We start from the raw sequence: 21,975 nt of genomic DNA on the forward strand, positions 1-21,975 counted from the left end.
CGAATCAAACTTACATATCCTATGTAACTGTCATGAGTCATCTCGGCGACGATCACGCTCGGATCAGAGATGTGTCGATACATCCTAGAAATCCAACTTGTCGATGTTCGCCTTGTTGATGAGCATCGGCTTGCCCAGGATGATCTCGCTTCCGCGCACATCCAGCTCTCCCAGGCGCCCGGCGTTAATCGAAGTTGCGTTGGGAGGTATCTTCCCTTGTGAAGCAAGCCATCCGGCGTAGACAGTCAGATAACCGAGGTCCCTCGTGTTCCACAGCACGATTGTTTGTACCACTCCGCTATGGATGTAGGGACGACAGATGGTCGGCAGCGAAAGCCCGATCACATTCACCTTGCTTCTGGCCTGCTGGACTGCCTCGGCCGCTCCGGGAACCGCAGGAGCGGAGATGGCGATGATCAGCTTCACGTCGGGATAAACCTTCAGGATGTTCTGTGTCTGCGAGAAGGCCTTGTCGCGATCGTCGTCGCTGGGCAACACCGTTACCAGTTTCATCTGCGGATAGCGCTCGGCTACTCTCTGGCGAATAAATGAGATCCACTCGTTCTGATTCTCCGCGCTTAGCGGCCCGGTGATGATGGCAAAATCGCCTTTGCCGTTCAGCAGGCGCGCTCCTTCGTCGGCCAGGGTATCGGCAATCGCCTGGGGTGTGGCCTGGTTCAGGAAGTAGTCGCGCCCATCCGGCTCCGCGTCCGCATCCCACGTCAGCACCGGGATGTGATGCTGCCGTGCCTTGCGCAGCACCGTCGAGATGCTCCCTTTGTTCGCCACTGCAACCACGATGGCGTCAACGTGTCGCGTGATCCAGCTCTCGACCAGCTCGTTCTGCATGGAAGGATCGAGACTGGTCGGTCCATCCCAGATCAGGTCGACTCCAAGCTGCCGTGCAGCCTCCTCCGCACCCGCACGTGCGCTAATAAAGTAAGGATCGCCCTTGGCTTTGGGCATCACTGCGATCACCGGTCGATGCTCAGCTAACCCTGCGTTTGCCCGCGAAGATCGCAGCGTGAACGCAATCGCAATCGCAACCACAGCAGCGCCAGCAGCTCCTGCAATCAGCAGCGGACGCCGCCACCGTGCCCAGCGTTGTCGCATGGCCTGCATTCGCTCGGTCAGCAGATCGCTCGCTACCACCAGGATCAGAAGCGCTCCGGTCAGAACGCCGGTTGCCTCCGACGGCTGTGCCAGCAGATGCAGTCCATTCTGCAGCACGCACAGAAACAGAAGCCCAAGCACGCTGCCGAAAAGATCGCCTCGCCCGCCGAAGACGGATGTTCCTCCGATCACAATGGCCGTTATAGCCTGAAGCTCGAATCCCGTGCCCAGGTCCGACTTTGCAAGTCCAAGATGCGCGACATAGATGATGGCCGCCACCCCGGACACAACTCCGGACAGCAGGTAAACCAGCGCGAGATATCGCCTGACCGGAAGCCCGGCGTACCGGGCGCCCTCAGCGTTCAGCCCGATGGCGTAGAGGCCGCGCCCTACCTTCGACCAGTGGAGAAGAACAGCATAAAAGGCGATGAAGAGCAGGAATACAAACACCTGGATCGGGACACTCCACAGATATCCCTGTCCCAGCCGCAAAAAACTCTCCGGGTATCCTGTCACACTGACTGCGGCATGCGTGACACCCTCCGCGACTCCGCGATAGAGCGAGTATGTGCCCAGAGTGATGATCAGGGCAGGAAGGTTCAGGGAGGCAATCAGCGCGGCGTTCACCGCTCCGCAGAGAAGTGCGACCAGCAGCGCAAGCGCAGCCGCGGCGGGAATCGAAAGGTGAAGGTTCTGCCACGCCAGCCCGAAGGTGACAGCTACCAGTCCGATGGTTGAGCCGACGGAGAGATCAATTCCGCCGGTGATCAGGATGGGAGTCAGCGCGACGACCAGAAGTCCAAGCTCCACGCTGAAGCGAAGAATCTCCATCCCATTCGTCCATGTCAGGAACGCAGGCGAGGAGACGCCGAAGACGATGATCTCAACGAGCAGTGCACCCAGCAGCGCCCATTGAATCCCGGAGAGTCTGAACTTAGGCCGCAAGTGTGTGTGCATCGTCCCTACGGTAGAACTGCAGTGCGTCGACAGCGACTGCAATCAGAATGATGGCGCCCTGGATAGCCTTTTCCCAATATGCGTTGATTCCCAGAAAGGTAAGAGCAGAACCGATACCGCTGAGCAGAATCACTCCCAGCACCGTGCCGGTGATCGTGGCGGCGCCTCCCGTAATGGCGGCGCCTCCAACGGCCACCGCGGCGATTACCTTCAGCTCAAGTCCAAGGCCCGAGTTACTGGGGACCTGGTTGAACCTTACAGCGTTCAGGGCTGCTGCAAGGCCGGTCAAAACCCCGGTCAACGCAAAGACTCCAAACACCACCCGCGATGTATGGATACCTGCAATGTGAGCCGCCGCCTTATTAGAGCCAGTCGCGATGATTTCTCGGCCTATTCGGAGGTGCTTCAGGCCTGCTGCACCCAGCAGCACCGTCACGGTAACGACAGCAAGACATAGTTCCGTAAAGCTGCTCTGTGACAGCCCGAACCATTGGAACTGCTGCGGAAGCCCCTGGATCCAGGCACCCTGCGTATACCAGCGCAGTCCGTCGCGCAGGGCAACCATCGTGGCGAGCGTCGCCACAATCGACGGAATCCGGATGTATGCAGTCAGGCCACCGTTCGCCGCTCCCATCGAGGCTCCAGCTACGCCCGCAATCAGAACACTTACCACCATGGGCATCCCGGCTCTGGCACACTCTCCCATCACTACGCTGCAGATGGCGAAGATGGACCCGACCGAGATGTCGATCTCGCCGGTCAGAATCACCATCGTCATTCCAATGGCGATCATCATCGTCGGCAGGTTTGCCAGGAAGAGATCCACCAGGTTCGTCGCGGTAAAGAAACCCGTCGTTCGCCACGCCAGCAACAGCATGAGAGCTGCGATCGTGACGGCCAGTGCAATCTCGCGTACACGATAGCTCATGCCTGTACTGTCTCCTGTGCCAGCGCATCCGGGTGTCCGAAGGCCAGAGCCATGATGCGGGCCTGGGTAGCCTCTTCCCTTTGGAGAATTCCCGCGATCGTCTTCTTGCGAAACACCGCGATACGATCGCACATGCCCAGAATCTCCGGAAGCTCTGAGGAGATAAGGATGATGGCGACACCCCGCTCCGCCATCTGGCCAATCAGTTCGTGAATCTCCGACTTTGAGCCGACGTCCACTCCCTGGGTTGGCTCGTCGAGAATCATGATCTGCGGGTCAATCGCCAGCCAGCGCGCCAGCGCGACCTTCTGCTGGTTTCCTCCCGAAAGCGTCCTCGCGGCGACCGAAGCTCCCGCGGCCTTGATACGGAGGTCGCGGATATATCGCTCGCCCTGCGAGGCTTCCTTTTCGCGGTGTACCAGGCCCAGCCTGCATACGCTGTCCAGACTGGCCATGCTCATGTTCTCGCCCAGGTCCATATCCAGAATCAGCCCGTGCTGGCGGCGATCCTCCGGAAGATATCCGATACCTAGTGAGATCGCGTGGGCGGGCGAATGGATCTGCACCGGCGAACCGTGCAGGTAGATGGGGCAGGCCGCAGGGGAAAGGCCAAAGAGTGTCTTTGCAAGCTCTGTGCGGCCGGAGCCTACGAGGCCGGCCATCCCCAGGATCTCTCCTTTTTTGACGGAGAACGAGATGTCATGCAGCCCGAGGGAGGAGTTCGAGAGATTGCAGACCTCGAGCGCTGTCGCACCCATCGCCACAGTGTGCTTGGGAAAGATGGAAGCCAGCGACCGGCCCACCATCAGCTGGATCATGCCTCCACGGTCGATGCCGGCTGCCTCCCTGCACGCGATGGTGTTGCCGTCGCGCAGAACCGTAATGCGGTCCGCAATGGCCTGTATCTCCTCCAATCGGTGCGAGATATAGACGATCCCCACGCCCGACTGCCGGAACTGCCGGATCAGCGAAAAGAGATGATCCACCTCACGATCGGTCAGCAGGGCCGTGGGCTCATCCATCAGTAGAATCTTCGCGTCGGCGCCGATGGCCTTGGCGATCTCAACAATCTGCTGCTCTGCCATGCTCAACGATCCCGCGATGCGCTTCGGATCCAGATCCACTCCAACCCGGTGAAGAAGCTCACGGGCCTGTCCGTGGCGGCGCTTCCAGTCCACGCGCCATCCGGAAGCGCCATTCTCAAGTGCGAGCGCGATGTTTTCAGCAACCGTCAGGTGAGGGAAGAGGAGGGGCTGCTGATGGATCGCGGCAATCCCAAGCGATCGTGCCGCCTGCGGACTGAAGTTTGCGACCCTTTGTCCGTGAACCACAAGCTCACCGGAATCCGGCTGTAGTGCCCCGGTCACAATTTTTGTGAAGGTGGATTTCCCGGCGCCGTTCTCGCCGATCAGCGCATGGACCTCGCCTTCGCGCAGCTCAAACGAGACGCCCTTCAGAGCCTGAATGCCTGCGAAGCTCTTCGTAATGCCGGTCGCGCTGAGAATAGGATTCATGGGCATGGAGCAAGACGAGATCCGGTGGAAAGACGCACGATTTGCTGAGACGTCTCACGGTATCGTTTGACGATTTCAGCTGTCAACGCGCTGCTGCAACTGCGCGTCTTCGAGGCTTCTTTGGGAGAAGAGGCGGATGATGCGATGCTGCCAGATCGATGGGCGAGCCTGACGATTCGCGCACCGTCAGGGTGGCGGGAAGATGAACGCGCTTGCGTCCGCCTTCCGTATCCCCTTCCTCGATTCGCTCCAGCAGAACCTCGACTGCGCGGTATCCCATGTCGAAGGTCGGTTGCACCACCGATGTAATGCCGGGCTGAAAGAAGTCTTCCGCCGTGATCTCATCGAAGGTCACAAAGGCGAAGTCCCTCGGCGTGCTCAGTCCTATGCTGTAAAGGCTTCGCAGAGCGGCCAGCCCTGTCACCCCATTGGTCGCAAACAGCGCCGTCGGCCTGCCCTCCGGCCGCAGCATTCCGTTCTGGCACAGGCGGGCCACCTCATCCTGCTCGAAGCTGCCATTCCAGACCAGCGAGCGCTGCACAGGAATGCCGCTCTTCTGGAGCGCCTGTCGGTATCCTCGCACCCGCTCCTGCTCATTGCGCAGGCTCAGCGGTCCCGTGATGACGGCAATGTCCGTGTGGCCGCGCGTCATCAGGTGCGTAATGGCCATTTCGGCTGCCCCGCAGTCGTCAACGCACACTGAATCCAGATCCAGGTTGACGGGAATGCGGTCGAGGCACACGACGGGAAATGCGGAGCTGATCGACTCCCACCTCTCTGGGCTCATCTCTTCGCCGCTCGCCGTGACCAGCAGCATGCCTTCAATTCTCTGCGCCCGCAGCAGCGCAATCATCTCCGATTCGCGGTCCGGGCTTCCCTCCGAATCCAGCACGATCAGAAAGTAGCCATGCTCGCGTGCAGCACACTCCGCGCCGCGGATAATCTTCGGAAAGAAGGGGATTGTGATGTCAGGGACTACGATTCCGAGTGTACGGGTACGATTTGTCTTCAGGCTTCGCGCAATCAGATTCGGCTGATAGTTCAGAAGCCGGATCGCTTCCAGAACCTTCTGTCGGGCCCGTTCACTGACCTTGGTCGAGCCGCTGATTACATTCGAGACAGTGCCGGCCGATACACCCGCTAGTTTTGCCAGCTCCTTTTGTGTGGGGGGCATAATGACAAAATCCTACATTACGGTTAATGTTGCGGTCCTCGTTTCCTCTCGCGAGCAGCCGCTGCCGCGATTGCTCCTCGGTTGGACTCACCGGGAGAGGGATGCTTGACAGCCCTCCAGGCCCTTGCGTAGCATCATCATCTCTCGAAATGAGACGTCTCATTCTGGCTTAAAGTTTCAGGATCAGGGGAGCCTCTTCTTCGCTGGATCGGTTGATCAGGCCCGGTTCCATTCCCGCGAATCCGGATTCGATTTGTGCTCCGGTAAAATGGAAGAGCTTGCCGGCATGCTGCCTGGACGGGAAGAATCTTCGTCGAATACCGCCGTCAGATACGCCAGGCCGTAGCGCAGGTGAAACGCAGATGCACGAACAACTTTATAAGCAGGTGCGGTTTGAATAAAGGTATGGTCAAACAGAACAAGTCGGCTTGGCACTCTTCACGTGCGGTCTGGATGGGAGTTCTCACGGTCGGGGGAGGTCTGATGATTACCTCCACGGCGGCCCTTGCCGCCCCTGCCCTCTTTGCAGCTCCGGCGCAGTCTGCTCCGGCGGCACAGTCTGCTCCGGCGGCACAGTCTCAGGCCAAGGCAGATCCTTATCCTCAACTGCCTGAAGGGGCCGGCAAGCAGACGGTCATCAAAGTCTGTGGAAAGTGTCATTCGCCGACCAATGTCATCGCCAACGGACAGAATCAACAAGGGTGGGAAGACACCATCACCAAGATGGCTGGTCTGGGTGCCTCGGCGTCCGATGAAGAGTACACAGCCATTCTCGACTACCTGGTCAAGAACTTCCCGCAGGTCACGTCCAAGGTCAACATGAACCAGGCGACCAAGGAAGATATTGAGAAGCAGCTTGGCTTCTCCGCCAAGGATGCCGATGCAATCGTTGCCTATCGCACCAAGAACGGAAACTTCAAAACCATCGAAGATGTCGAAAAGGTTCCGATGATCAACGCGATGGACGTCGCGGCTCGCAAGAATCGGATGGCGTTCTAAGAAGCGATCGTCATAGCGAAAATGAGAAGAGGACTCCCGCGGGAGTCCTCTTCTCATTGCTGGCTCATAGCGTGTCGGGGATGCATTTACCAAAGACCATTGATCGGCTGCTCCAGGCTGTATCCACCTGCTCCCGGCTGCATATAGCCTTTGCATCGGGCAACCGCAGGTTTATTTCCTCCGATATTTGGCAAATATTTTTGGCCAAAGTGTCATCCTGAGCGAGCGTAGCGAGTCGAAGGATCTGCGGTGTGGGATGGTGGCTGAGGCAAAAACACAGATCGTTTGACTTCCCGGCTTCACTCAGGAGGACATTCCGACCATGGCCGCATAGTCGCCGTTGTCATGCATCCTGCTGCGACCGTACTCAATACGCTCTAGACCTGCGACGCCAGATGCTCGATCTGCTGCAGGTGATTGATGTCGTGGCCCGCGATGGTCTCCACAAGGGTCCACAATGTCATGGTCCCCCGCTCGGGATGGGTCGTTGGATGATGACGGTCGTCGGCGGTCACCGTGGTCAGAAATTTGAGGTTCCAGTTCCGAGCCACCGCAAACATGTCAAAAGCCGATTTCAGGTCGTAAGCAGCGTAGCGTTCCGCCCATTGGTTCTGGTCGAAGGGCTGGATGAGATGGTGCTCTTTCGCCAGTGTCTGGCGCAGACGAACCGCGAAGACAATCTCGCAGTCCGCCAGGTGCGCAAGAATCTCCCGGACACTCCATCTGCCGGGCGCAAGGTTGCGATCTGCCTGAGCCGGTGACAATGGATCGATGAGAGCATGGAGCCGCTCGACCGTAGCGGTAATGACCGGTATCGGTTCCTGATCTCCCAGAAATCTGGCGTACGGGTTAAGCTCCATGGCCTGACGGTATCACGACCCGGCAGCTCTGTCCTCAGACAAGTGCTCAATTCAAGTCGGCTTCTGACGACAAGCTTTTGTTCGTTTGAAAAGGCGTGCGGGATACGCGGAGACAGGGATCGAAAACACATCGTCGTCGCCTATCTCGCACGCCTCTGGAAGTGCAGACCAGCTTGCAAAAATCTGCTCAATTGCTCAATCCGACGACCTGCTGAACGTACCTCGGCGTCATTCCTTCCTGCAGCATAAAAGCGGCGACATCCGCTCGCGAAATGGTGAAGCCGCCTTTCGGAAGATGACCGGCGCTAACCCGTGGGTGCCCAGTGGGTTTGGCATCGAGAAGGCGCGGAGGACGGAGGATCGTCCACGCGAGATCGGGTTGCGTGATCTCATGCTCACTCTCGCGATGATCCTGGGTTACGTTCCGAAAGAGCGTGTTCGACATCACGGAGAAGATCGGGCCGCCCTCATCGAACAGAAATGCAGTGGTGACATGGATGACCCGGTGCACGCCGGCCGCACGCATGGCCTGAACCAGCACCCGGCCGAAGTCGCGACGGAGATTTGTACGGCGCAGAGTGGTTGGGCCGAAGGCGGAGAGGACAGCGTCGCTGCCCTCGATGGCCGATGCCATCTCATTGAGATGGAATAGATTGCCGCCGATAACACGAAGCCGTGCGTCGCGGCTGGAGATCTTCTCAGGGGCACGTGCAAACGCAGTCACTTCATGGCCCTGGTCCAGGGCGAGGGGGAGGAGGCGGCGGCCGATGCCGCCGGTTGCTCCAAGAATCGTGAGTCGCATGTCTGTTTTCTCCGTAACCTGCAAACTGGGTTTTGATGGTTATCGGTTCGCTGGCGCACCGGGGATGGAGACTCCAATCTGGCGGAGCACTCCTGCCAAGTCGAGCTGCAGCCACTGCTCAGCGATCCTGTCGCCTTCAAAGCGGTAAAGGACGATGGCGTTCTGGGTGATGGGTCTGCCTGTCGGGGCGATGCCGCGGATAGGCGCTGTGTGCGTAGCGGTCATGGACCAGCGGGCCGCCGCCTTGTCTCCGCTGACGATGATGTCCTCGACCTTGAAGTGGTGATCAGGGAACATCGCATGCACCCCGTCCACGGTCTCCTGGATGGCCGCCAACCCGGTCCTCTCGCCATTCGGGGTGTGGAGGATGGCGTCTTCGGTGTAGATCTCCGGAAGGATTCCGGACTGGTGCTGGTTGAGGCACTGCTCGTAAAAGCGATGGACGGTCGCTGCCTGGTTGCTGGTAGAGGTCATTTAAGACTCCTTCGAAAGAATAGGTTGAATAAATATATATATATTCAATAAATGAACATATATCAAACATAAATCTATACTGTCAAAGTGGCTGGATCAGTGGGCATGAAGAAAAAGAGATCAGGCAGGGAGGGTGGCGCGGAACGGCGCGCCTATGAATCTCCTACGCGGCAGCGGCAGGCGGACGAGACTCGAAGAAAGATTGCGTCCGCTGCCCGGCAGCTGCTGGTCGATGCGGGGTATGCCGGGATGACGATACCGGCGGTCGCCAGGGCTGCAGGTGTGGCTGTTCCTACGGTGTATGCCATCTTTGGATCGAAGAAGGGAATTGTGGCCGAGCTGCTGGACGAGGCGCGGTTCGGCGATGGCTATCAGGCGCTGATCGGAGAAGTTCGCAAGGTTACCGATCCAATCGCGATGCTGGACTTTCCTCCCCGGTTTGCGCGTCAGATCTATGAGGCTGAGATTCCGGTGGAGGACCTGCTCCGAGGCGCAGGGATGGTGGCTCCTGAGCTGGCTGCGGTCGAAGACGAGCGCAACTGTCAGAGGTACGATTCGCAGCTGATGGTGATTGAGGCCCTGGAGCAGGGAAAGCTGCTCAGGCCGGGTCTCGATCGGGATGCGGCGCGGGCGGTTTTGTGGAGCCTGACGAGCCGGGAGATATTTCGGATGTTGGTTCGGGAGCGTGGGTGGACCCCGGCTGCGTATGAGGCGTGGCTGGCGGAGGCTTTGCGGAGAGAGTTGCTGGGGTGACGCTGGGCGGTTTGCCATTTGTCGGGCACACCGCAGATTCCTCCACTTCGCTTCGGTCGGAAGGACACCTTTTTGCTTACTCCCTGTGTCGTGATTTCTCCATCATCCTGAGGGGGGAGTTTCTGGATTTTCCTGAAGCGGAGTGGGCGGCGCGGGCGAAATACAGGGATTCTTCGCCTGCGGCTCAGAATGACGGCGCTGTATGACATTGACGATGCTTTATGACCATACCTTTCCCTCTGAAGGATCGGCAGGTGGGAAAGGAATGGATGGCATCGGCCATCTGGGCCGGGGCCTGCAATTCTGCAGGCGGTGGCGCGGTACCAGATCGCATGAGTGTAGGACAATAGAAGAGTTAGAGGGGTGCGGGGCGACTGCGTCATGAAACGAGGCCCTGTTCCTTCCACTTCCGCTGCCACAAGCGCAGCGACTCCGGTTCGGGAATGAGCCTTCTTTGCGAAGAAGGAGGAAGCTTCTGACGGAGATCTTGAAGTTTTTGCAGGAAAAGGATTTTTTGATGGCTGAAGAGCGCGTAGTAGGGATTGACCTTGGAACGACCAACTCGCTGGTGGCCTATATGCAAGGGGAGGCTCCCGCGGTCATTCCCGGTGAGGACGGGGAGCGGCTGGTGCCTTCCGTGGTGGCTATAACGCCGCAGGGAGTAGTGGTCGGAAATCCCGCGGGAGGGACTCTGCTGACCGATCCCGGTAATGTGGTCTACTCCGCCAAGCGCCTGATGGGCCGCGGGATCGAAGACATTCAGGAAGAGTTGAAGCTGTTTCCCTTCCGGCTGACGGAGAACCTGAAGGCGGGTGAGGTTTTGAAGCTGAAGGTCGGGAACAAGGTTCTGACTCCGCCGGAGATCTCGGCGTATGTCCTGACCCAGTTGAAGAGGAATGCGGAGCGATTCTTTCAGGCTCCCGTGACGAAGGCCGTGATTACGGTCCCGGCTTACTTCAATGATGCGCAGCGCCAGGCCACCAAGGATGCGGGAAGGATCGCCGGGCTGGAGGTGCTGCGGCTGGTGAATGAGCCGACAGCGGCGGCGCTTGCCTATGGTCTGCAGAAGAACAAGGACGGCATGATTGCCGTCTATGACTTCGGCGGCGGGACATTCGATATCTCGATCCTGAAGCTGCACGAGGGCATCTTCGAGGTGGTCGCTACCGGCGGCGATACCCATCTTGGCGGGGACGACATCGACAATCTGCTGATTGCGATCGCGCTCGACGACATTGCGGGCGACCTGGGGCAGGATGTTCGGAACGACGGCGGAGCCGTGCAGGCGATCCGCAAAGCAGTAATCGAAGCAAAGATCCGGTTGTCTGCTGAGCAGACCGCAAAGTTGGATGTGACCCTGCCGGGCGGCAAGCAGTATCTGCGGGAGATTACGCGGGAGCAGTTTGAGGGGCTGATCGCCTCTGTGATCGCCAGGACCGCCGGGCCGTGCAGGCAGGCCCTGAAGGATGCCGGTGTTGCACCCGAGGCGATCAACGAGGTGGTTCTGGTCGGAGGCTCAACTCGCATTCCGGCTGTACGACGGCTGGTCTCTGAGATCTTCCAGCTTGATTCGCGTGGCAAAAAGCCACACACGGAGCTGAACCCGGATGAGGTTGTGGCGCTGGGCGCGGCGGTTCAGGCAGACATCCTGAGCGGAAGCGGATCGAAGGCAACCGAGGATTTGCTTCTGCTGGACGTTACTCCTCTGTCGTTGGGGATTGAAGCGCTGGGTGGCGTGGTTGCAAAGATCATTCAGCGCAACTCGACCATACCGGCGAGCGCGACCGAGCACTTTACGACCGGGGTGGACGGACAGGCGAATGTCGCCATCCATGTGGTTCAGGGGGAGCGTGAGCTGGCGAAGGACTGCCGCTCGCTGGCGCGGTTCGACCTGAAGGGGATTCCGCCGATGACTGCCGGGCTGCCGCGCATCGAGGTGAAGTTCCTGATCGACGCGAACGGGATTCTGCACGTGAGCGCGCGCGAACAGAGAAGCGGCAAAGAGGCAGAGATCGAGGTGAAACCGACCTATGGCCTCACCGATGAGCAGGTGGAAGAGATGATCCTCTCTTCGTTCGATAATGCGGAAGAGGATATCCGTGCCCGCCAGGTGATCGAAGCACAGAACGAGGCGCAGACCATTCTCTCTGCCGTGGAGAAGGGCAGAAAGCACGAAGCCTGGCAGCAGCTGACCTCCGATGAGATTGCGTCGATCGAACAGAACGAGAGCGAACTGAAGGCGTCGGTGGCGGGTGGCGATTACAGGGTGATCCGGCAGGCTATTGAGCGGCTGGACCAGGCGACGCGGCGGTTTGCAGAGCTGATGATGGATTCCGCCGTGAGCGGTGCGCTGGGCGGCAAGACGATGGAAGCCGCCGGTGAGAGCATAGGAGAGGGACCCACGGCACCGCATCCGTTTGCGAAGGCGCAGGTCATTGATGCGAAACAGGAAGCCGAAGCGATCGAGGCTTCGGTGAATGAAGAGGCTACGGCCGGAGAGTCGACGGAAGACTAATAGAGATGAGTGAGATCAATAAAGACCAGGTGGTGGACCTTTCAAAGCCTGCGGGCGAGGGAATGGTCCGTGTCACGTTTTTGCCGGAAGGACGAACCGTCGAGTTTCCCTTTGATTCGTTGCCTTATGACGGTCATGGCGAGCCGATGTCGTTTCTGGACGTGGCGGAAAACTTCGGTATCTTTCTGGACCACGCCTGCGGAGGGGTCTGCGCCTGCACCACCTGTCATCTGTGGGTGAAAGAGGGTGAGGGCGGAATCAGCGAGGCGGAAGACAAGGAGCTGGACCGGATGGAGACGGCGGCAGACGTGCAACTGAACTCGCGCCTGGGGTGCCAGGCGGTGATCGAGAAGCCCGGGACCTACGTCGTCGAGATTCCGGAGTGGAACCGTAACTATGTGCAGGAAGGCAAGCCTGCGGCGGTGGTAAAGAAGGACTGACGGAGGATAGAGATATGCCACGCGAGATTGAGTGGACTGATGCCGAAGAGATTGGGATTCAGCTGCAGGAGAAGTATCCTGATGTTGATCCTTATACGGTCCGATTTACGGACCTGCACAAGTATGTGACGGAGTTGCCGGGCTTCGTCGGTGATCCGCAGAAGTCGAATGAGGGGATTCTGGAGGCGATCCAGACGGCCTGGCACGAGGAGTACGAGGACGCGAAGTAGGTTGTTTGCTGCTTGAATTTGTAAGGAAGCCCCGCTGAATGCGGGGCTTTCCTTTTTTATGGGTGGTGATTGCTGGCGGTGTCTTTCCTCTTCTTCCATGGCATCGGTGTGGTTGATCTCAGTTGACCGGGAGTTGAACTGGGAAAACGTGGCACGCCATAGGAGCGGTGTTGCTGTTCGGAGGTGTGTCATCCTGAGCGAAGCGCGTTAGCGCGGAGTCGAAGGATCTGCGGTTCGGGATCTTGCCGAGGCCAGCAGACCGCAGATCCTTCGACTCCGCATCTCGCGAGAAAGCCGCGAGATGCTTCGCTCAGGATGACACTTTTCATGGCAAGGGACGTCATGAAAAGTGCAAAGAGACCATGTTGGACTCGATTGGCGTATCCATGCGACTGCTGCCTGTTTATCCTTAGGGCTGCAGGGATACGGCGTCTGTCAGTTTGAAGCGAATGAGCGATTCGGCGGGAAGATCGATGTCGCGGTTGCCAGTCAGACCGGCGGCGGCGGTTCCCGCACCTGCACCGGCGAGGCCTCCGATCAAGAGTCCGGTTCCTCCGGTGGCGACTCCGCCGATCAGCATTCCCAGTCCGCTTCCTCCGCCGATGAAGGCTGCAGAGCGCTTGCCTTTTCCTTTCTTGGTCCGGGTGAGGCTGCTGGTCTGAAGCGGATAACGGGTTCCATCCAGCGTCATGGAGGTAAGCCGCAGCTGCAGGATAGAGGCGCCTTTGAAGCGGCCGCGTTTATGCGCCGCAGCAACGACGCCTCCGACCTGGGTTCCACGTGGAACGATGACGCGGCCGCTATCGTTGGTGACCGGCTCGGCGATCTCGCCGTCGAAGTGGTCGCCTGCGCGGCTGGTCTTTACGCTGATGTGTTGGTTGATGCGGATGGCGAGTGTGGTTCCGGCGGGAATCTGAACGTCAGCAGGAACCACGACAGGATTTCCCGGGGAGGGGACCTGGGAAGGAGTCTGGCCGGCTAGGGCTGCCTCGTTCTGCAGGGGGGGTGCTGAAGCGGGTTGTCCTCCTGCGACTGCCGGCGCATTGGCGGGCATGGACGAGGCTGGGGTGACCGTCGTTGTGATCTGCTGTCCGGTCTGGCCGGGAGCCGGAGGCTGCACGGTGGTGGTAACGGTATCGCCGTTCTTGTCGACGGAGATGACCTGCTGTGGCTGTCCGGTGGCGACGGCCTGCTTCTTTGCCTGTTCGATTGCCTGTTCCTGCTTCGATTTGCCGCAGCCGGTGACGAGGGCTGCCGAGAGAAGTGTGGCGATAACGCACTTAAGGACTGGGGAGGGACTTTGCTTACCTGGATGGACTTTCATCGTACTTGGGGGCCTCATTTCGTTCGGAGTCGCTATTCTTATGGCGAGTACAACTGTGTTCCTGGCGGAGCGGCTCACGATACCGCCGGACGACGAAAAAGTTAGATGCATTTTGCAGGTTCGGTGATGGCTCGGCGCATCGAAATGCAAAAGATAGCAGGAGTTAGGATGGACACTATGAGCACTGGATCGCATGCACGGCCTCAAATGGCATACCTGACGGAGCAACTGAATGAGCTGAAGCAGCGTGGGACATACTTCAAGCTGCGCGTGCTGGAAGACGAGCAGGGCCCAGTGTGCACCTATGACGGAAGACGTGTCATCAACCTCGCCTCCAATAACTACCTGGGGCTGTGTGAGCATCCCAAACTGCGCGAAGCTGCGATTGAGGCGATCCGGAAGTACGGCGTAGGCTCAGGAGCGGTGCGCACGATTGCGGGGACGATGCGTATCCATATGGAACTGGAGGAGAAGATCGCAGCCTTCAAAGGAGTGGAGGCCTGCGTGGTCTTTCAGTCGGGCTTCACGGCAAATGCAGGGACAGTTTCGAGCATCCTGGGGAAGGATGACTTTATCCTCTCCGATGAGCTGAACCATGCGAGCATCATCGACGGGGCGCGGCTGTCGAGGGCGAAGATCAAGGTCTTTCGGCACAAGGATGTGGCGCACTGCGAGGAGTTGCTAAAGGAGGTTCAGAACGAACCGGGTCGCAAGCTGATCATTACCGACGGCGTTTTCTCGATGGACGGCGATATTGGGCCGGTGGACCAGCTTTGCGGTCTGGCCGAGAAGTATGGCGCTCTGATGATGGTCGACGATGCGCATGCTTCCGGTGTGCTGGGAAGGAATGGACGAGGATCCGTCGATCACTTTCACTGCACAGACCGCGTGGATGTACAGGTAGGAACGCTGTCGAAGGCTATTGGTGCGCTGGGGGGCTATGTCTGCGGGTCCAAGGATCTGATTGAGTATCTCTATCACCGGGCGAGGCCTTTCCTTTTTTCCACGTCGCATCCGCCGTCGGTTGCGGCGACGTGCATCGCGGCGTTCGACCTGCTGGAGAATGAGCCGGAGCGTATTGAACGGCTGTGGTCGAATACGCGGTACTTCAAAGAGCAGTTGACGAAGGCGGGATTCGATGTGGGCGGGAGGACGACGCCTGCGAGCGAGACTCCGATTACTCCCATCATTATTGGTGATGGCAGGAAGACAATGGAGTTCTCCCGCGCTCTCTTCGATGCTGGTTTGATGGCGACGGGGATCGCCTTCCCGACCGTGCCGGAGGGCAAGGCGCGTATCCGGACCATCATGACGAGCGAACATACGCGCGAACAGATCGACCAGTCGCTGGAGATTCTGACGACCGTAGCGAAGAGGATGGCGGTCGGCCTGGTTTCTTAACTTCTAGAAGTGAAGCTTCGCAGCCACCTGCACGACGCGAGGATCCGATGTCGTTGCGGTGATGGAACCGAAGTTTGGTGTTCCCACGCTGGATGCGGGCTGCGCGAAGGCGGGCGTGTTGGTGACGTTGAAGACCTCTCCGCGCAGTTCGAGGCTTGCGCGGTCGCCGAACGGGGTGTTCTTCACGAGGCCCAGATCGAGATCGCGATAGGCGGGGCCTCGGGCGGGATCGCGAGAGGCGTTCCCCAGCTTGAACTGCGGCGTAATGGAGAAGGCTTCAGTGTTGATGAAGTGTGTGACGGTGCGCTTGTCTGCGGGGAGATTGGCGGGTCCATGGATGGTGGGCCGCTGGGTTCCGAAGCCGGCGAAGGCGTTGAAGTTTGTGACCTGCGTGACCGCGAAGGGCATGCCACTTTGCAGAGTGATCAGCCCATCGACGTTCCAGCCTCCGAGAAGCCAGGAGGCGATTCCTGTAGAAGCGTACTGGTGATTGCGGCCGAGCGGAATGGCATAGATCGCCGATCCGACGGTGACGTTGGGCATGTCGCCGAGCGATACATCGCGCTCGAGTGAGGGATTGAAGCTGTCCGCGACCGGGTAGTTGGCAACCGGCCCGGTGAGAATGGAGGAGTCGAAGACGGAAGAGGCGTCGTCCATCAGTTTGGAGTGGGTGTAGCTCAGGGTCGCGGTAAGGCCATAGCTGGTGCGTTTCTCAAGCTTCAGCTCGGCGGCGTTGTAGTTGGTTCTGCCGGTGTTGTTGCGGAAGGCTGAGACGGTGAGGAAGCGAGGGTAGGGCTTCATGAGTTGTGCGACTGAGACGGTCCGGCCTCCGATGGAAGATGAGGCTGGAATCTGTCCGTAGAAGGGGTTGTCGGTCGTTTCCGTGAGCGCAGAGCCCGACGCGAGCTGCTCGGCTGTGAGCTGGTTGAGATTGGTGTCGGGGATGCCGACGCGAGTAATGACGGAGCCTGTGTACGCCACTTCGATGGAGAGATCGCGGGTCAGCTCATGCTGGACAGCGAGGTTCCATTGCTGCACGTAGCCGGAGCCGAGCTTGCGGTTGACGGTGAAGACGCCCTGCCCGAGTCCGGCGTTCTCATCGAGCGCGATGGGAGCGATGGAGGGTCCCTGAGAGAGAGCGAAGGCCGGGTGAATGCTGTCCAGCGAGGTCTGCTGGACGGTCTGGAGGAAGGGGAACTGCGGAGTCGTGAAGGGAGTCGTGATGCCTGTCTGCTCGATGAAGATGATTCCGTAGCTGGACCGGACGACGGTCGTGGGCGTGGCCATGTAGCTGAAGCCGAGCCGGGGGCCGAAGTTGCCATAGTGCAGCTCGCGTGCGGAGCGGGAGAAGCCATCCTTTCCGAGGTACTGGTATTTTTGCGTGGCCAGGTTAAAGACAGCTCCCTGGTTGTGCTCCTCGGTGGAGGGGAAGTTAAGGGTCCATCGCAGACCGGCGTTTACAGTCAGACGGGGAGTGGCTTTCCAGTCATCCTGGGCGAAGAACTCTGCGATATGAGCGCGGGGCCGGATGGTACTGTTCTGCAGGTCGATGGAGAAGTTGTTGACCTGACCGAGAAGGAAGCTGGCAAGTGAGTTTCCAGTGTTGGTTACACCAGCCTGATTGGTGTAGAGGGTCGAGAAGCCAAAGTTTCCGGTGGGGTTCGGCGGCTGCACGGCGTCGAGATGCTCCCAGCGGAGGTCGGCGCCCACTTTGATGGCGTGTTGGCCGCGAACGAGCGAGACCATGTCGAAGACCTGGGTGACGCTCGTCGAGAAGTTCGAGAAGGTGCTCGTGGAGGAGCCCAGCTGTGTGATTCCGGATATTGCGAAGACCGGAAGAGCGTTATTGAAGGCGGCGTTGGACGGGATTCCGGGGATTCCAAGCGAGCCCGAGGATGTGCCTTCGATCGAGGCTCCCCAGCGGCTCAGGGCGCGTCGCGTGTAGCCGAAGCGGGCTTCGTTGACGGTGCGGGGATTGAAGCTGTGGATCTCATTGGCGACGTATTGCTGGCCCAGCGTGCGGGAGAGGCCGGTGACGTTTCCGGTCGAGAGGATGGTCCCGCTGATGACTCCGCTGCCGTCGGGAAGCGGGGTGACAAGCTGCTCCACGTCGTGGAAGTAGGTGTAGCGGGCAAAGCCATGATCATTCGCGCTGAGCTGAGCGTCCAGCCGGATGTCGAACTGATTCTGATGGTCGATGTCGTTGGCGACGCGAACATAGTTATTGGTTGCGGCGGAGCTGGTGGGGAGGGGGTAGCGTTTCAGCAAGGCAAGCGCTACGGGGTCGATGCGATTGACCGGGATGGTGTCGTTGGGGAACTCGGTACGGGAGTAGCTGGAGCCATTGGGAACAGTAGTCGCAGGATCGTAGATCTTCGTGGGGCTGAAGTTGAAGCCCGTTGCAGGATTTCCGTTTGCGTCCGGATAGCCACGCTGGGCGAGGGTAGGGATGGTGCTGGTTCGTACGACGCCTACAGCCTGGTTGGTTCCCTGGTAATCGGTGAAGAAGAAGAGGCGTCCCGGAAGGACAGGGCCGCTGAGCGCAGCGCCGTACTGGTTACGGCGAAAGAGCGGCTTGCGCGAAGTGGTGGGGGTAAAGTAGTTGCGCGCGTTCAGGGCCTCATTGCGGAGGAATTCGTAGAGCTCGCCATGAAAGCTGCTGGTTCCCGACCTGGTGGTGAGATTGATCACACCGCCGTTGAAACGGCCGAACTCCGCCGAGACCCCGCTGGACATAATCGCGAACTCCTCAATGTCGTCGATGATGGGGAAGAAGGCGACCTGGCCAGGTTCCGGCTGCAGAGAAGCCACACCGTCATAGAGATACTCGTTGGTGCGTGGCCGTCCGCCATTGATGCGGGGTAGGAGGGTACCAGGTGGCAGCGCTACTCCCGGCGCCAGCGTAGTCAGCGGGATGATGTTGCGTCCGTTGAGCGGAAGCGCCGTGATGCTGTCGCGGCTGATAACGGTAGCAAGAGCGCCGGATTCCGTCGCGAGCAGTGAAGCATCTGCGGTGACGTTGACCACCTGGTCGGCTGCGCCGGGCTGCAGGGCGAGATTGACGCGCTCCCGCTGGCCTGTACGAATGTTGACCCCGGATCGCACAAGCGTGACGAAGCCGGGAGCCGTCACGCGGACGGTGTAGAGGCCGGGTCGAAGGGATGCGATGGCGAAGTCGCCCGATGCTGTGCTTTCCGTATGAATCGCTACGCCGACAGCGGAGTTCGAGGACAGCGTGATGCTGGCAGTGGAGATGGCAGCCCCGCTGGCGTCGGTGATGGTGCCGGCCAGGTCGCCGCTTCCGCTTTGCGCCAGGGAGGTAATTGCTGCTGCAAGCGCAAAAAGTGGCAGGAGTCGCAGCATCTTCAGGGGCGATCGCATATATATCGAAAATACACGATTCTTTGTAGGTGAAAATATCCGATATTTACGAGGGTGAGGGAATGAGAACCTCCGTCGGCAGGTTCCCGTCTACACTCTTAGTTGGCGTTTTGCCTGTTGACGATTTACGAGGTGCCCTATTACGACTGCGAACACACTTTTGAAGCCGAGAGAGGCGGCGGCGGAACTAGGTCTGAGCTATCCAACGATCAAACAGTGGATCCTTGCCGGAAAGCTGGAGACCGTGAAGACGCCGGGCGGCCATCACCTGATTCCGCGCAGTGCCCTGGCGCCGTTTCTGAAGGGTCGGCCTGAAACCGAGGACAAGCGGGAGCGTTTCCAGAAGGTGAGCGGCCGCAACCAGTTGATCGGGACGATTGTGGAGATCAGGATCGAGGGACTTCTGGCAAAGGTGGTGCTTTCGATTGGCGATCAGCGGATTACTTCGATTATTACGGCGGATGCTGTGCGTGAGATGAAGCTGCGCAAAGGGGAGCGAGCGGCGGCGCTGATGAAGTCGACCGAGGTGATGATTACCCGGGTTTAGGTGGCGTCCTCAAACTCACCCTCTGCTTGCGTTTGATGTGAAGAAGATTTTCAAAAGTGTCATTTGGACCGAAGCCCCTCCTCGGTTTTTACCGTGGGAGGCGCAGTGAAGGATTCTGCTTTTCTACTAAAGTCTTCGGCACCGGGAAGACCGCAGATCCCTCCACTGCGGCGCTTTGCGCCTCCGGTCGGGATGACACTTTCACCTCTGCCTGGAAGACAAATAGATCGATAGCTAGCTGGTGGGAGATTTATGCCTGGTAGACGATACGGCCTTCGCAGAGGGTATAGCGGACTTTACCGAGCATGGAAGCGCCATCGAAGGGGGTGTTGCGGGATTTCGACCGCGAGTCTTCAGCCCTGAAGGTCCACTTGTCTGCTGCGTCGAAGATCACGACGTCGGCATAGCGGCCGACTCCCAGAGATCCTCGTCCGGCGAGGGAGATGATGGAGGCGGGCGTTGTGCTCATCAGTTCTACGATGCGGGAGAGCGGAAGGCCGCGATCGCGGTGGAGGACGCGAAGGGCGAGGCCAAGTGCGGTCTCAAGTCCGGTGATGCCGTTGGGGGCGCGCTCGAACTCCTGCTTCTTTTCAAAGGCCGCATGGGGGGCGTGGTCTGTGGCGATGCAGTCGGCGATGCCGTCGACCAGGGCCTGAATCATCTGCAGGCGGTCCTGCTCGACGCGCAGAGGGGGATTCATCTTGGCGTGGGTGTCGTAGTCGCCAACTGCCTCTTCATTGAGAGCAAAGTGGTGGGGCGCGATCTCGCAGGTGACGTGCAGGCCTTCCTGCTTTGCCTGCTGAATGGCCTGAATCGCGCGTGATGTAGATACGTGTTGCACGTGGAGATGCGGGCGGAGTCCTTCAGCGCGCTCAATGTCGCGGAGCAGTTGAATATCGCGTTCGACGATGCGCACCTCGGCCTCTACGGGCATTCCTCGTAGTCCAAGGCGAAAGGCCATGGAACCGGCGTTCATGCTGCAGCCGCCAGTAAGGCGCGTGTCCTCGGCGTGCTGCGAGACGGGTGCCTCGACGCGGGCGGCGGCGATCAGCGCGTCGCGCATGACTTGATCTTCCAGCACCGGCTTGCCGTCATCGGTAAAGCCTACGGCGCCGGCGCGGCGCAAGGCTTCAAAGTCAGTGAGACGCTCGCCCATGCTGCCTATCGTAGCTGCAGGCATGGCAAAGAGCTTTACGGCCGAACCGCGCTCGCCGTCGAGCATCCACTGGAGTTTTTCGACGGTGTCGTTGACCGGAACCGTGTTCGGCATGGCTACGACGGAGGTGTATCCGCCTGCGGCGGCTGCGGCGGTTCCAGTGGCGATGGTCTCCTTGTAGGTCTGGCCGGGCTCGCGCAGGTGGACGTGGACATCGATCAGCCCCGGAGCGACGATGAGGCCGGTAGCGTCGATGGTCTGCGCGGCCTCCACGCTGGCCATCCGGCCAGGAGCTTCGACGGCGGCTACGCGCCCGTCGCGGAGAAGAAGATCGCGCGGCGCATCGACCTGGTTGGCAGGATCGATCAGCCTGCCGTTGAGAATCAGGATGTCGCTCATACGTTCAAACCTTTGAAGTTGCCGGATGCCAATGCCCGTGCCAGCAGGGCGGACCGGATGGCAAGTCCGTGGGCCACCTGCTCTTCGATGGCCGATTGCGGACCGTCGGCGACGTCGTCGGAGATCTCGAGGCCGCGGATCATGGGACCGGGATGCAGGACGAGTGCCGAAGGAGCGTGGGTTCGCAGCCGCTCACTGTTGAGCTGATAGTGGCTGATGTAATCGCCAAGGTTGAGCTCCATGCCGGCAAGGCGCTCCTTCTGGATACGGAGCATCATGACGACCTGCGACCGGGCCAGGGCGCGATCGAAGTCGCGCTCGATCTCGATTCCGGGGCCGAGGCTGAGGGCCTCTTCCGGGAGCAGCCGGGGCGGGCCGCAGAGCAGGACACGGGCTCCGAGGCGGGGGAGCAGCATGGCGTTGGAGCGGGCGACGCGACTGTGGAAGATATCGCCGGTGATGGTCACGGTGACGCCTTCGAGCGAACGCTCGTCGACCGATACGGCTTTGGAAGCGCCATGCAGGCGCGTCAGGATGGTGCGCAGGTCGAGCAGCGCCTGCGAGGGATGCTCGTGCATGCCATCGCCTGCGTTGAGGACAGGCAGGTCAGTCTCACGGGCGAGGACAAAGGGGGCTCCTGAGGCGGAGTGGCGCAGGATGATGCATTCGGCTCCCAGCGCGCGCAGCGTCAGGCCGGTGTCCTTGAGGCTCTCGCCTTTTTCGATGGAAGAGGATTTGTCGCTGACGAGGGTGGTGGTGGCGCCGAGAGATTTGGCCGCCAGCTCGAAGGAGGTGCGGGTGCGCGTGCTCGATTCGTAGAAGAGCAACGCGATGGTGCGGCCGCGGAGGATGGCGGTGCGCTCTGCATGGCCCAGGGATGCGATTCCCGCTGTTTCGGAGAGAATCGCGGAGATATCTGCAACGGAGAGATGGCTGATGCTAAGTAGAGAGCCCGGGGCGTAGATGGGCCGATGAGACGCGGATGCACTTGCCTTTTGCATTGTTTCG

18 protein-coding genes are annotated in these 21,975 nt (G+C 59.7%); 7 read left to right on the top strand and 11 right to left on the bottom strand.

Features of this window, described 5'->3' with window-relative positions; translation table 11 throughout:
* Positions 1–84: 84 nt before the first annotated feature.
* From GWR55_RS15955 to GWR55_RS15970, 4 genes are all read right to left on the bottom strand, one after another.
* A complete protein-coding gene (locus tag GWR55_RS15955; RefSeq protein WP_162403145.1) occupies positions 85–2,070 on the bottom strand; it encodes a substrate-binding domain-containing protein in 1,986 nt (661 codons plus the stop codon).
* Positions 2,048–2,998, bottom strand: coding sequence for an ABC transporter permease (locus GWR55_RS15960; RefSeq protein WP_162403146.1), 951 nt, complete (start codon positions 2,996–2,998; stop codon positions 2,048–2,050). Before GWR55_RS15960 ends, GWR55_RS15955 begins: the two co-directional genes overlap by 23 nt.
* Positions 2,995–4,518, bottom strand: coding sequence for a sugar ABC transporter ATP-binding protein (locus GWR55_RS15965; protein WP_162403147.1), 1,524 nt, complete (start codon positions 4,516–4,518; stop codon positions 2,995–2,997). Before GWR55_RS15965 ends, GWR55_RS15960 begins: the two co-directional genes overlap by 4 nt.
* Positions 4,519–4,594: 76 nt before the next feature.
* Positions 4,595–5,686 (bottom strand): LacI family DNA-binding transcriptional regulator, encoded by a 1,092-nt coding sequence (locus tag GWR55_RS15970; protein WP_162403148.1) that lies wholly within the window; start codon positions 5,684–5,686, stop codon positions 4,595–4,597.
* A 405-nt stretch (positions 5,687–6,091) separates the two neighbouring features.
* Between GWR55_RS15970 and GWR55_RS15975 the strand changes: the two genes are divergently transcribed.
* A complete protein-coding gene (locus GWR55_RS15975; protein ID WP_162403149.1) occupies positions 6,092–6,685 on the top strand; it encodes a helix-hairpin-helix domain-containing protein in 594 nt (197 codons plus the stop codon).
* Between the two features lie 377 nt (positions 6,686–7,062).
* Here GWR55_RS15975 and GWR55_RS15980 read toward each other — a convergent pair whose 3' ends face one another.
* The 3 genes from GWR55_RS15980 to GWR55_RS15990 form a co-directional block, all read right to left on the bottom strand.
* Entirely contained in the window at positions 7,063–7,545 is a 483-nt protein-coding gene (locus GWR55_RS15980; protein WP_162403150.1) for a DinB family protein, read from the bottom strand.
* A gap of 187 nt (positions 7,546–7,732) precedes the next feature.
* Positions 7,733–8,347 (bottom strand): NAD(P)-dependent oxidoreductase, encoded by a 615-nt coding sequence (locus tag GWR55_RS15985; RefSeq protein ID WP_162403151.1) that lies wholly within the window; start codon positions 8,345–8,347, stop codon positions 7,733–7,735.
* Between the two features lie 39 nt (positions 8,348–8,386).
* Positions 8,387–8,821 carry an ester cyclase gene (locus GWR55_RS15990; RefSeq protein WP_162403152.1) on the bottom strand — a complete coding sequence of 145 codons (435 nt, stop codon included), beginning with the start codon at positions 8,819–8,821 and terminating at the stop codon, positions 8,387–8,389.
* Positions 8,822–8,926: 105 nt separating this feature from the next.
* Between GWR55_RS15990 and GWR55_RS15995 the strand changes: the two genes are divergently transcribed.
* The 4 genes from GWR55_RS15995 (at position 8,927) to iscX (ending at position 12,759) form a co-directional block, all read left to right on the top strand.
* Positions 8,927–9,574 (top strand): TetR/AcrR family transcriptional regulator, encoded by a 648-nt coding sequence (locus GWR55_RS15995; protein ID WP_162403153.1) that lies wholly within the window; start codon positions 8,927–8,929, stop codon positions 9,572–9,574.
* Between the two features lie 517 nt (positions 9,575–10,091).
* Positions 10,092–12,089 carry a Fe-S protein assembly chaperone HscA gene (hscA, locus tag GWR55_RS16000; RefSeq protein ID WP_162403154.1) on the top strand — a complete coding sequence of 666 codons (1,998 nt, stop codon included), beginning with the start codon at positions 10,092–10,094 and terminating at the stop codon, positions 12,087–12,089.
* A gap of 5 nt (positions 12,090–12,094) precedes the next feature.
* The gene (locus tag GWR55_RS16005) at positions 12,095–12,529 is read left to right on the top strand and encodes a 2Fe-2S iron-sulfur cluster-binding protein (RefSeq protein ID WP_162403155.1); all 435 of its coding nucleotides are present in this window, start codon (positions 12,095–12,097) and stop codon (positions 12,527–12,529) included.
* A 14-nt stretch (positions 12,530–12,543) separates the two neighbouring features.
* Positions 12,544–12,759: a Fe-S cluster assembly protein IscX gene (gene iscX, locus GWR55_RS16010; protein WP_162403156.1), complete on the top strand. Its 216-nt coding sequence runs from the start codon at positions 12,544–12,546 to the stop codon at positions 12,757–12,759.
* A 409-nt stretch (positions 12,760–13,168) separates the two neighbouring features.
* Here iscX and GWR55_RS16015 read toward each other — a convergent pair whose 3' ends face one another.
* The gene (locus GWR55_RS16015) at positions 13,169–14,083 is read right to left on the bottom strand and encodes a hypothetical protein (RefSeq protein WP_162403157.1); all 915 of its coding nucleotides are present in this window, start codon (positions 14,081–14,083) and stop codon (positions 13,169–13,171) included.
* 177 nt (positions 14,084–14,260) lie between these two features.
* On the opposite strand from GWR55_RS16015, the gene GWR55_RS16020 reads away from it, so the two are divergent.
* Positions 14,261–15,484 carry a glycine C-acetyltransferase gene (locus tag GWR55_RS16020; protein ID WP_162403158.1) on the top strand — a complete coding sequence of 408 codons (1,224 nt, stop codon included), beginning with the start codon at positions 14,261–14,263 and terminating at the stop codon, positions 15,482–15,484.
* A gap of 3 nt (positions 15,485–15,487) precedes the next feature.
* On the opposite strand, the gene GWR55_RS16025 is transcribed toward GWR55_RS16020, so the two are convergent.
* Entirely contained in the window at positions 15,488–18,847 is a 3,360-nt protein-coding gene (locus GWR55_RS16025; RefSeq protein WP_162403159.1) for a TonB-dependent receptor, read from the bottom strand.
* Positions 18,848–19,025: 178 nt separating this feature from the next.
* On the opposite strand from GWR55_RS16025, the gene GWR55_RS16030 reads away from it, so the two are divergent.
* Positions 19,026–19,412 (top strand): helix-turn-helix transcriptional regulator, encoded by a 387-nt coding sequence (locus GWR55_RS16030; RefSeq protein WP_238398464.1) that lies wholly within the window; start codon positions 19,026–19,028, stop codon positions 19,410–19,412.
* 250 nt (positions 19,413–19,662) lie between these two features.
* On the opposite strand, the gene GWR55_RS16035 is transcribed toward GWR55_RS16030, so the two are convergent.
* A complete protein-coding gene (locus GWR55_RS16035) occupies positions 19,663–20,967 on the bottom strand; it encodes a dihydroorotase (protein WP_162403160.1) in 1,305 nt (434 codons plus the stop codon).
* Positions 20,964–21,968, bottom strand: coding sequence for an aspartate carbamoyltransferase catalytic subunit (locus GWR55_RS16040; protein WP_162403161.1), 1,005 nt, complete (start codon positions 21,966–21,968; stop codon positions 20,964–20,966). The genes GWR55_RS16035 and GWR55_RS16040 overlap by 4 nt, the downstream gene beginning before the upstream one ends.
* Between the last annotated feature and the right edge of the window lie 7 nt (positions 21,969–21,975).

Source organism: Edaphobacter sp. 12200R-103 (assembly GCF_010093025.1).
Lineage (GTDB): Bacteria > Acidobacteriota > Terriglobia > Terriglobales > Acidobacteriaceae > Edaphobacter.

Excerpts from the sequence above, each read along its gene's own strand:
- GWR55_RS16015 (WP_162403157.1), bottom strand. The coding sequence starts at position 14,083 with ATGAAAGTCCATCCAGGTAAGCAAAGTCCCTCCCCAGTCCTTAAGTGC.
- iscX (WP_162403156.1), top strand. The coding sequence starts at position 12,544 with ATGCCACGCGAGATTGAGTGGACTGATGCCGAAGAGATTGGGATTCAG.
- GWR55_RS16020 (WP_162403158.1), top strand. The coding sequence starts at position 14,261 with ATGAGCACTGGATCGCATGCACGGCCTCAAATGGCATACCTGACGGAG.
- GWR55_RS15985 (WP_162403151.1), bottom strand. The coding sequence starts at position 8,347 with ATGCGACTCACGATTCTTGGAGCAACCGGCGGCATCGGCCGCCGCCTC.
- GWR55_RS16040 (WP_162403161.1), bottom strand. The coding sequence starts at position 21,968 with ATGCAAAAGGCAAGTGCATCCGCGTCTCATCGGCCCATCTACGCCCCG.
- GWR55_RS16035 (WP_162403160.1), bottom strand. The coding sequence starts at position 20,967 with ATGAGCGACATCCTGATTCTCAACGGCAGGCTGATCGATCCTGCCAAC.
- GWR55_RS15960 (WP_162403146.1), bottom strand. The coding sequence starts at position 2,998 with ATGAGCTATCGTGTACGCGAGATTGCACTGGCCGTCACGATCGCAGCT.
- GWR55_RS15980 (WP_162403150.1), bottom strand. The coding sequence starts at position 7,545 with ATGGAGCTTAACCCGTACGCCAGATTTCTGGGAGATCAGGAACCGATA.
- hscA (WP_162403154.1), top strand. The coding sequence starts at position 10,092 with ATGGCTGAAGAGCGCGTAGTAGGGATTGACCTTGGAACGACCAACTCG.
- GWR55_RS15995 (WP_162403153.1), top strand. The coding sequence starts at position 8,927 with ATGAAGAAAAAGAGATCAGGCAGGGAGGGTGGCGCGGAACGGCGCGCC.
- GWR55_RS15975 (WP_162403149.1), top strand. The coding sequence starts at position 6,092 with ATGGTCAAACAGAACAAGTCGGCTTGGCACTCTTCACGTGCGGTCTGG.
- GWR55_RS16005 (WP_162403155.1), top strand. The coding sequence starts at position 12,095 with ATGAGTGAGATCAATAAAGACCAGGTGGTGGACCTTTCAAAGCCTGCG.
- GWR55_RS16025 (WP_162403159.1), bottom strand. The coding sequence starts at position 18,847 with ATGCTGCGACTCCTGCCACTTTTTGCGCTTGCAGCAGCAATTACCTCC.
- GWR55_RS15965 (WP_162403147.1), bottom strand. The coding sequence starts at position 4,518 with ATGCCCATGAATCCTATTCTCAGCGCGACCGGCATTACGAAGAGCTTC.
- GWR55_RS15990 (WP_162403152.1), bottom strand. The coding sequence starts at position 8,821 with ATGACCTCTACCAGCAACCAGGCAGCGACCGTCCATCGCTTTTACGAG.
- GWR55_RS15955 (WP_162403145.1), bottom strand. The coding sequence starts at position 2,070 with ATGCACACACACTTGCGGCCTAAGTTCAGACTCTCCGGGATTCAATGG.
- GWR55_RS15970 (WP_162403148.1), bottom strand. The coding sequence starts at position 5,686 with ATGCCCCCCACACAAAAGGAGCTGGCAAAACTAGCGGGTGTATCGGCC.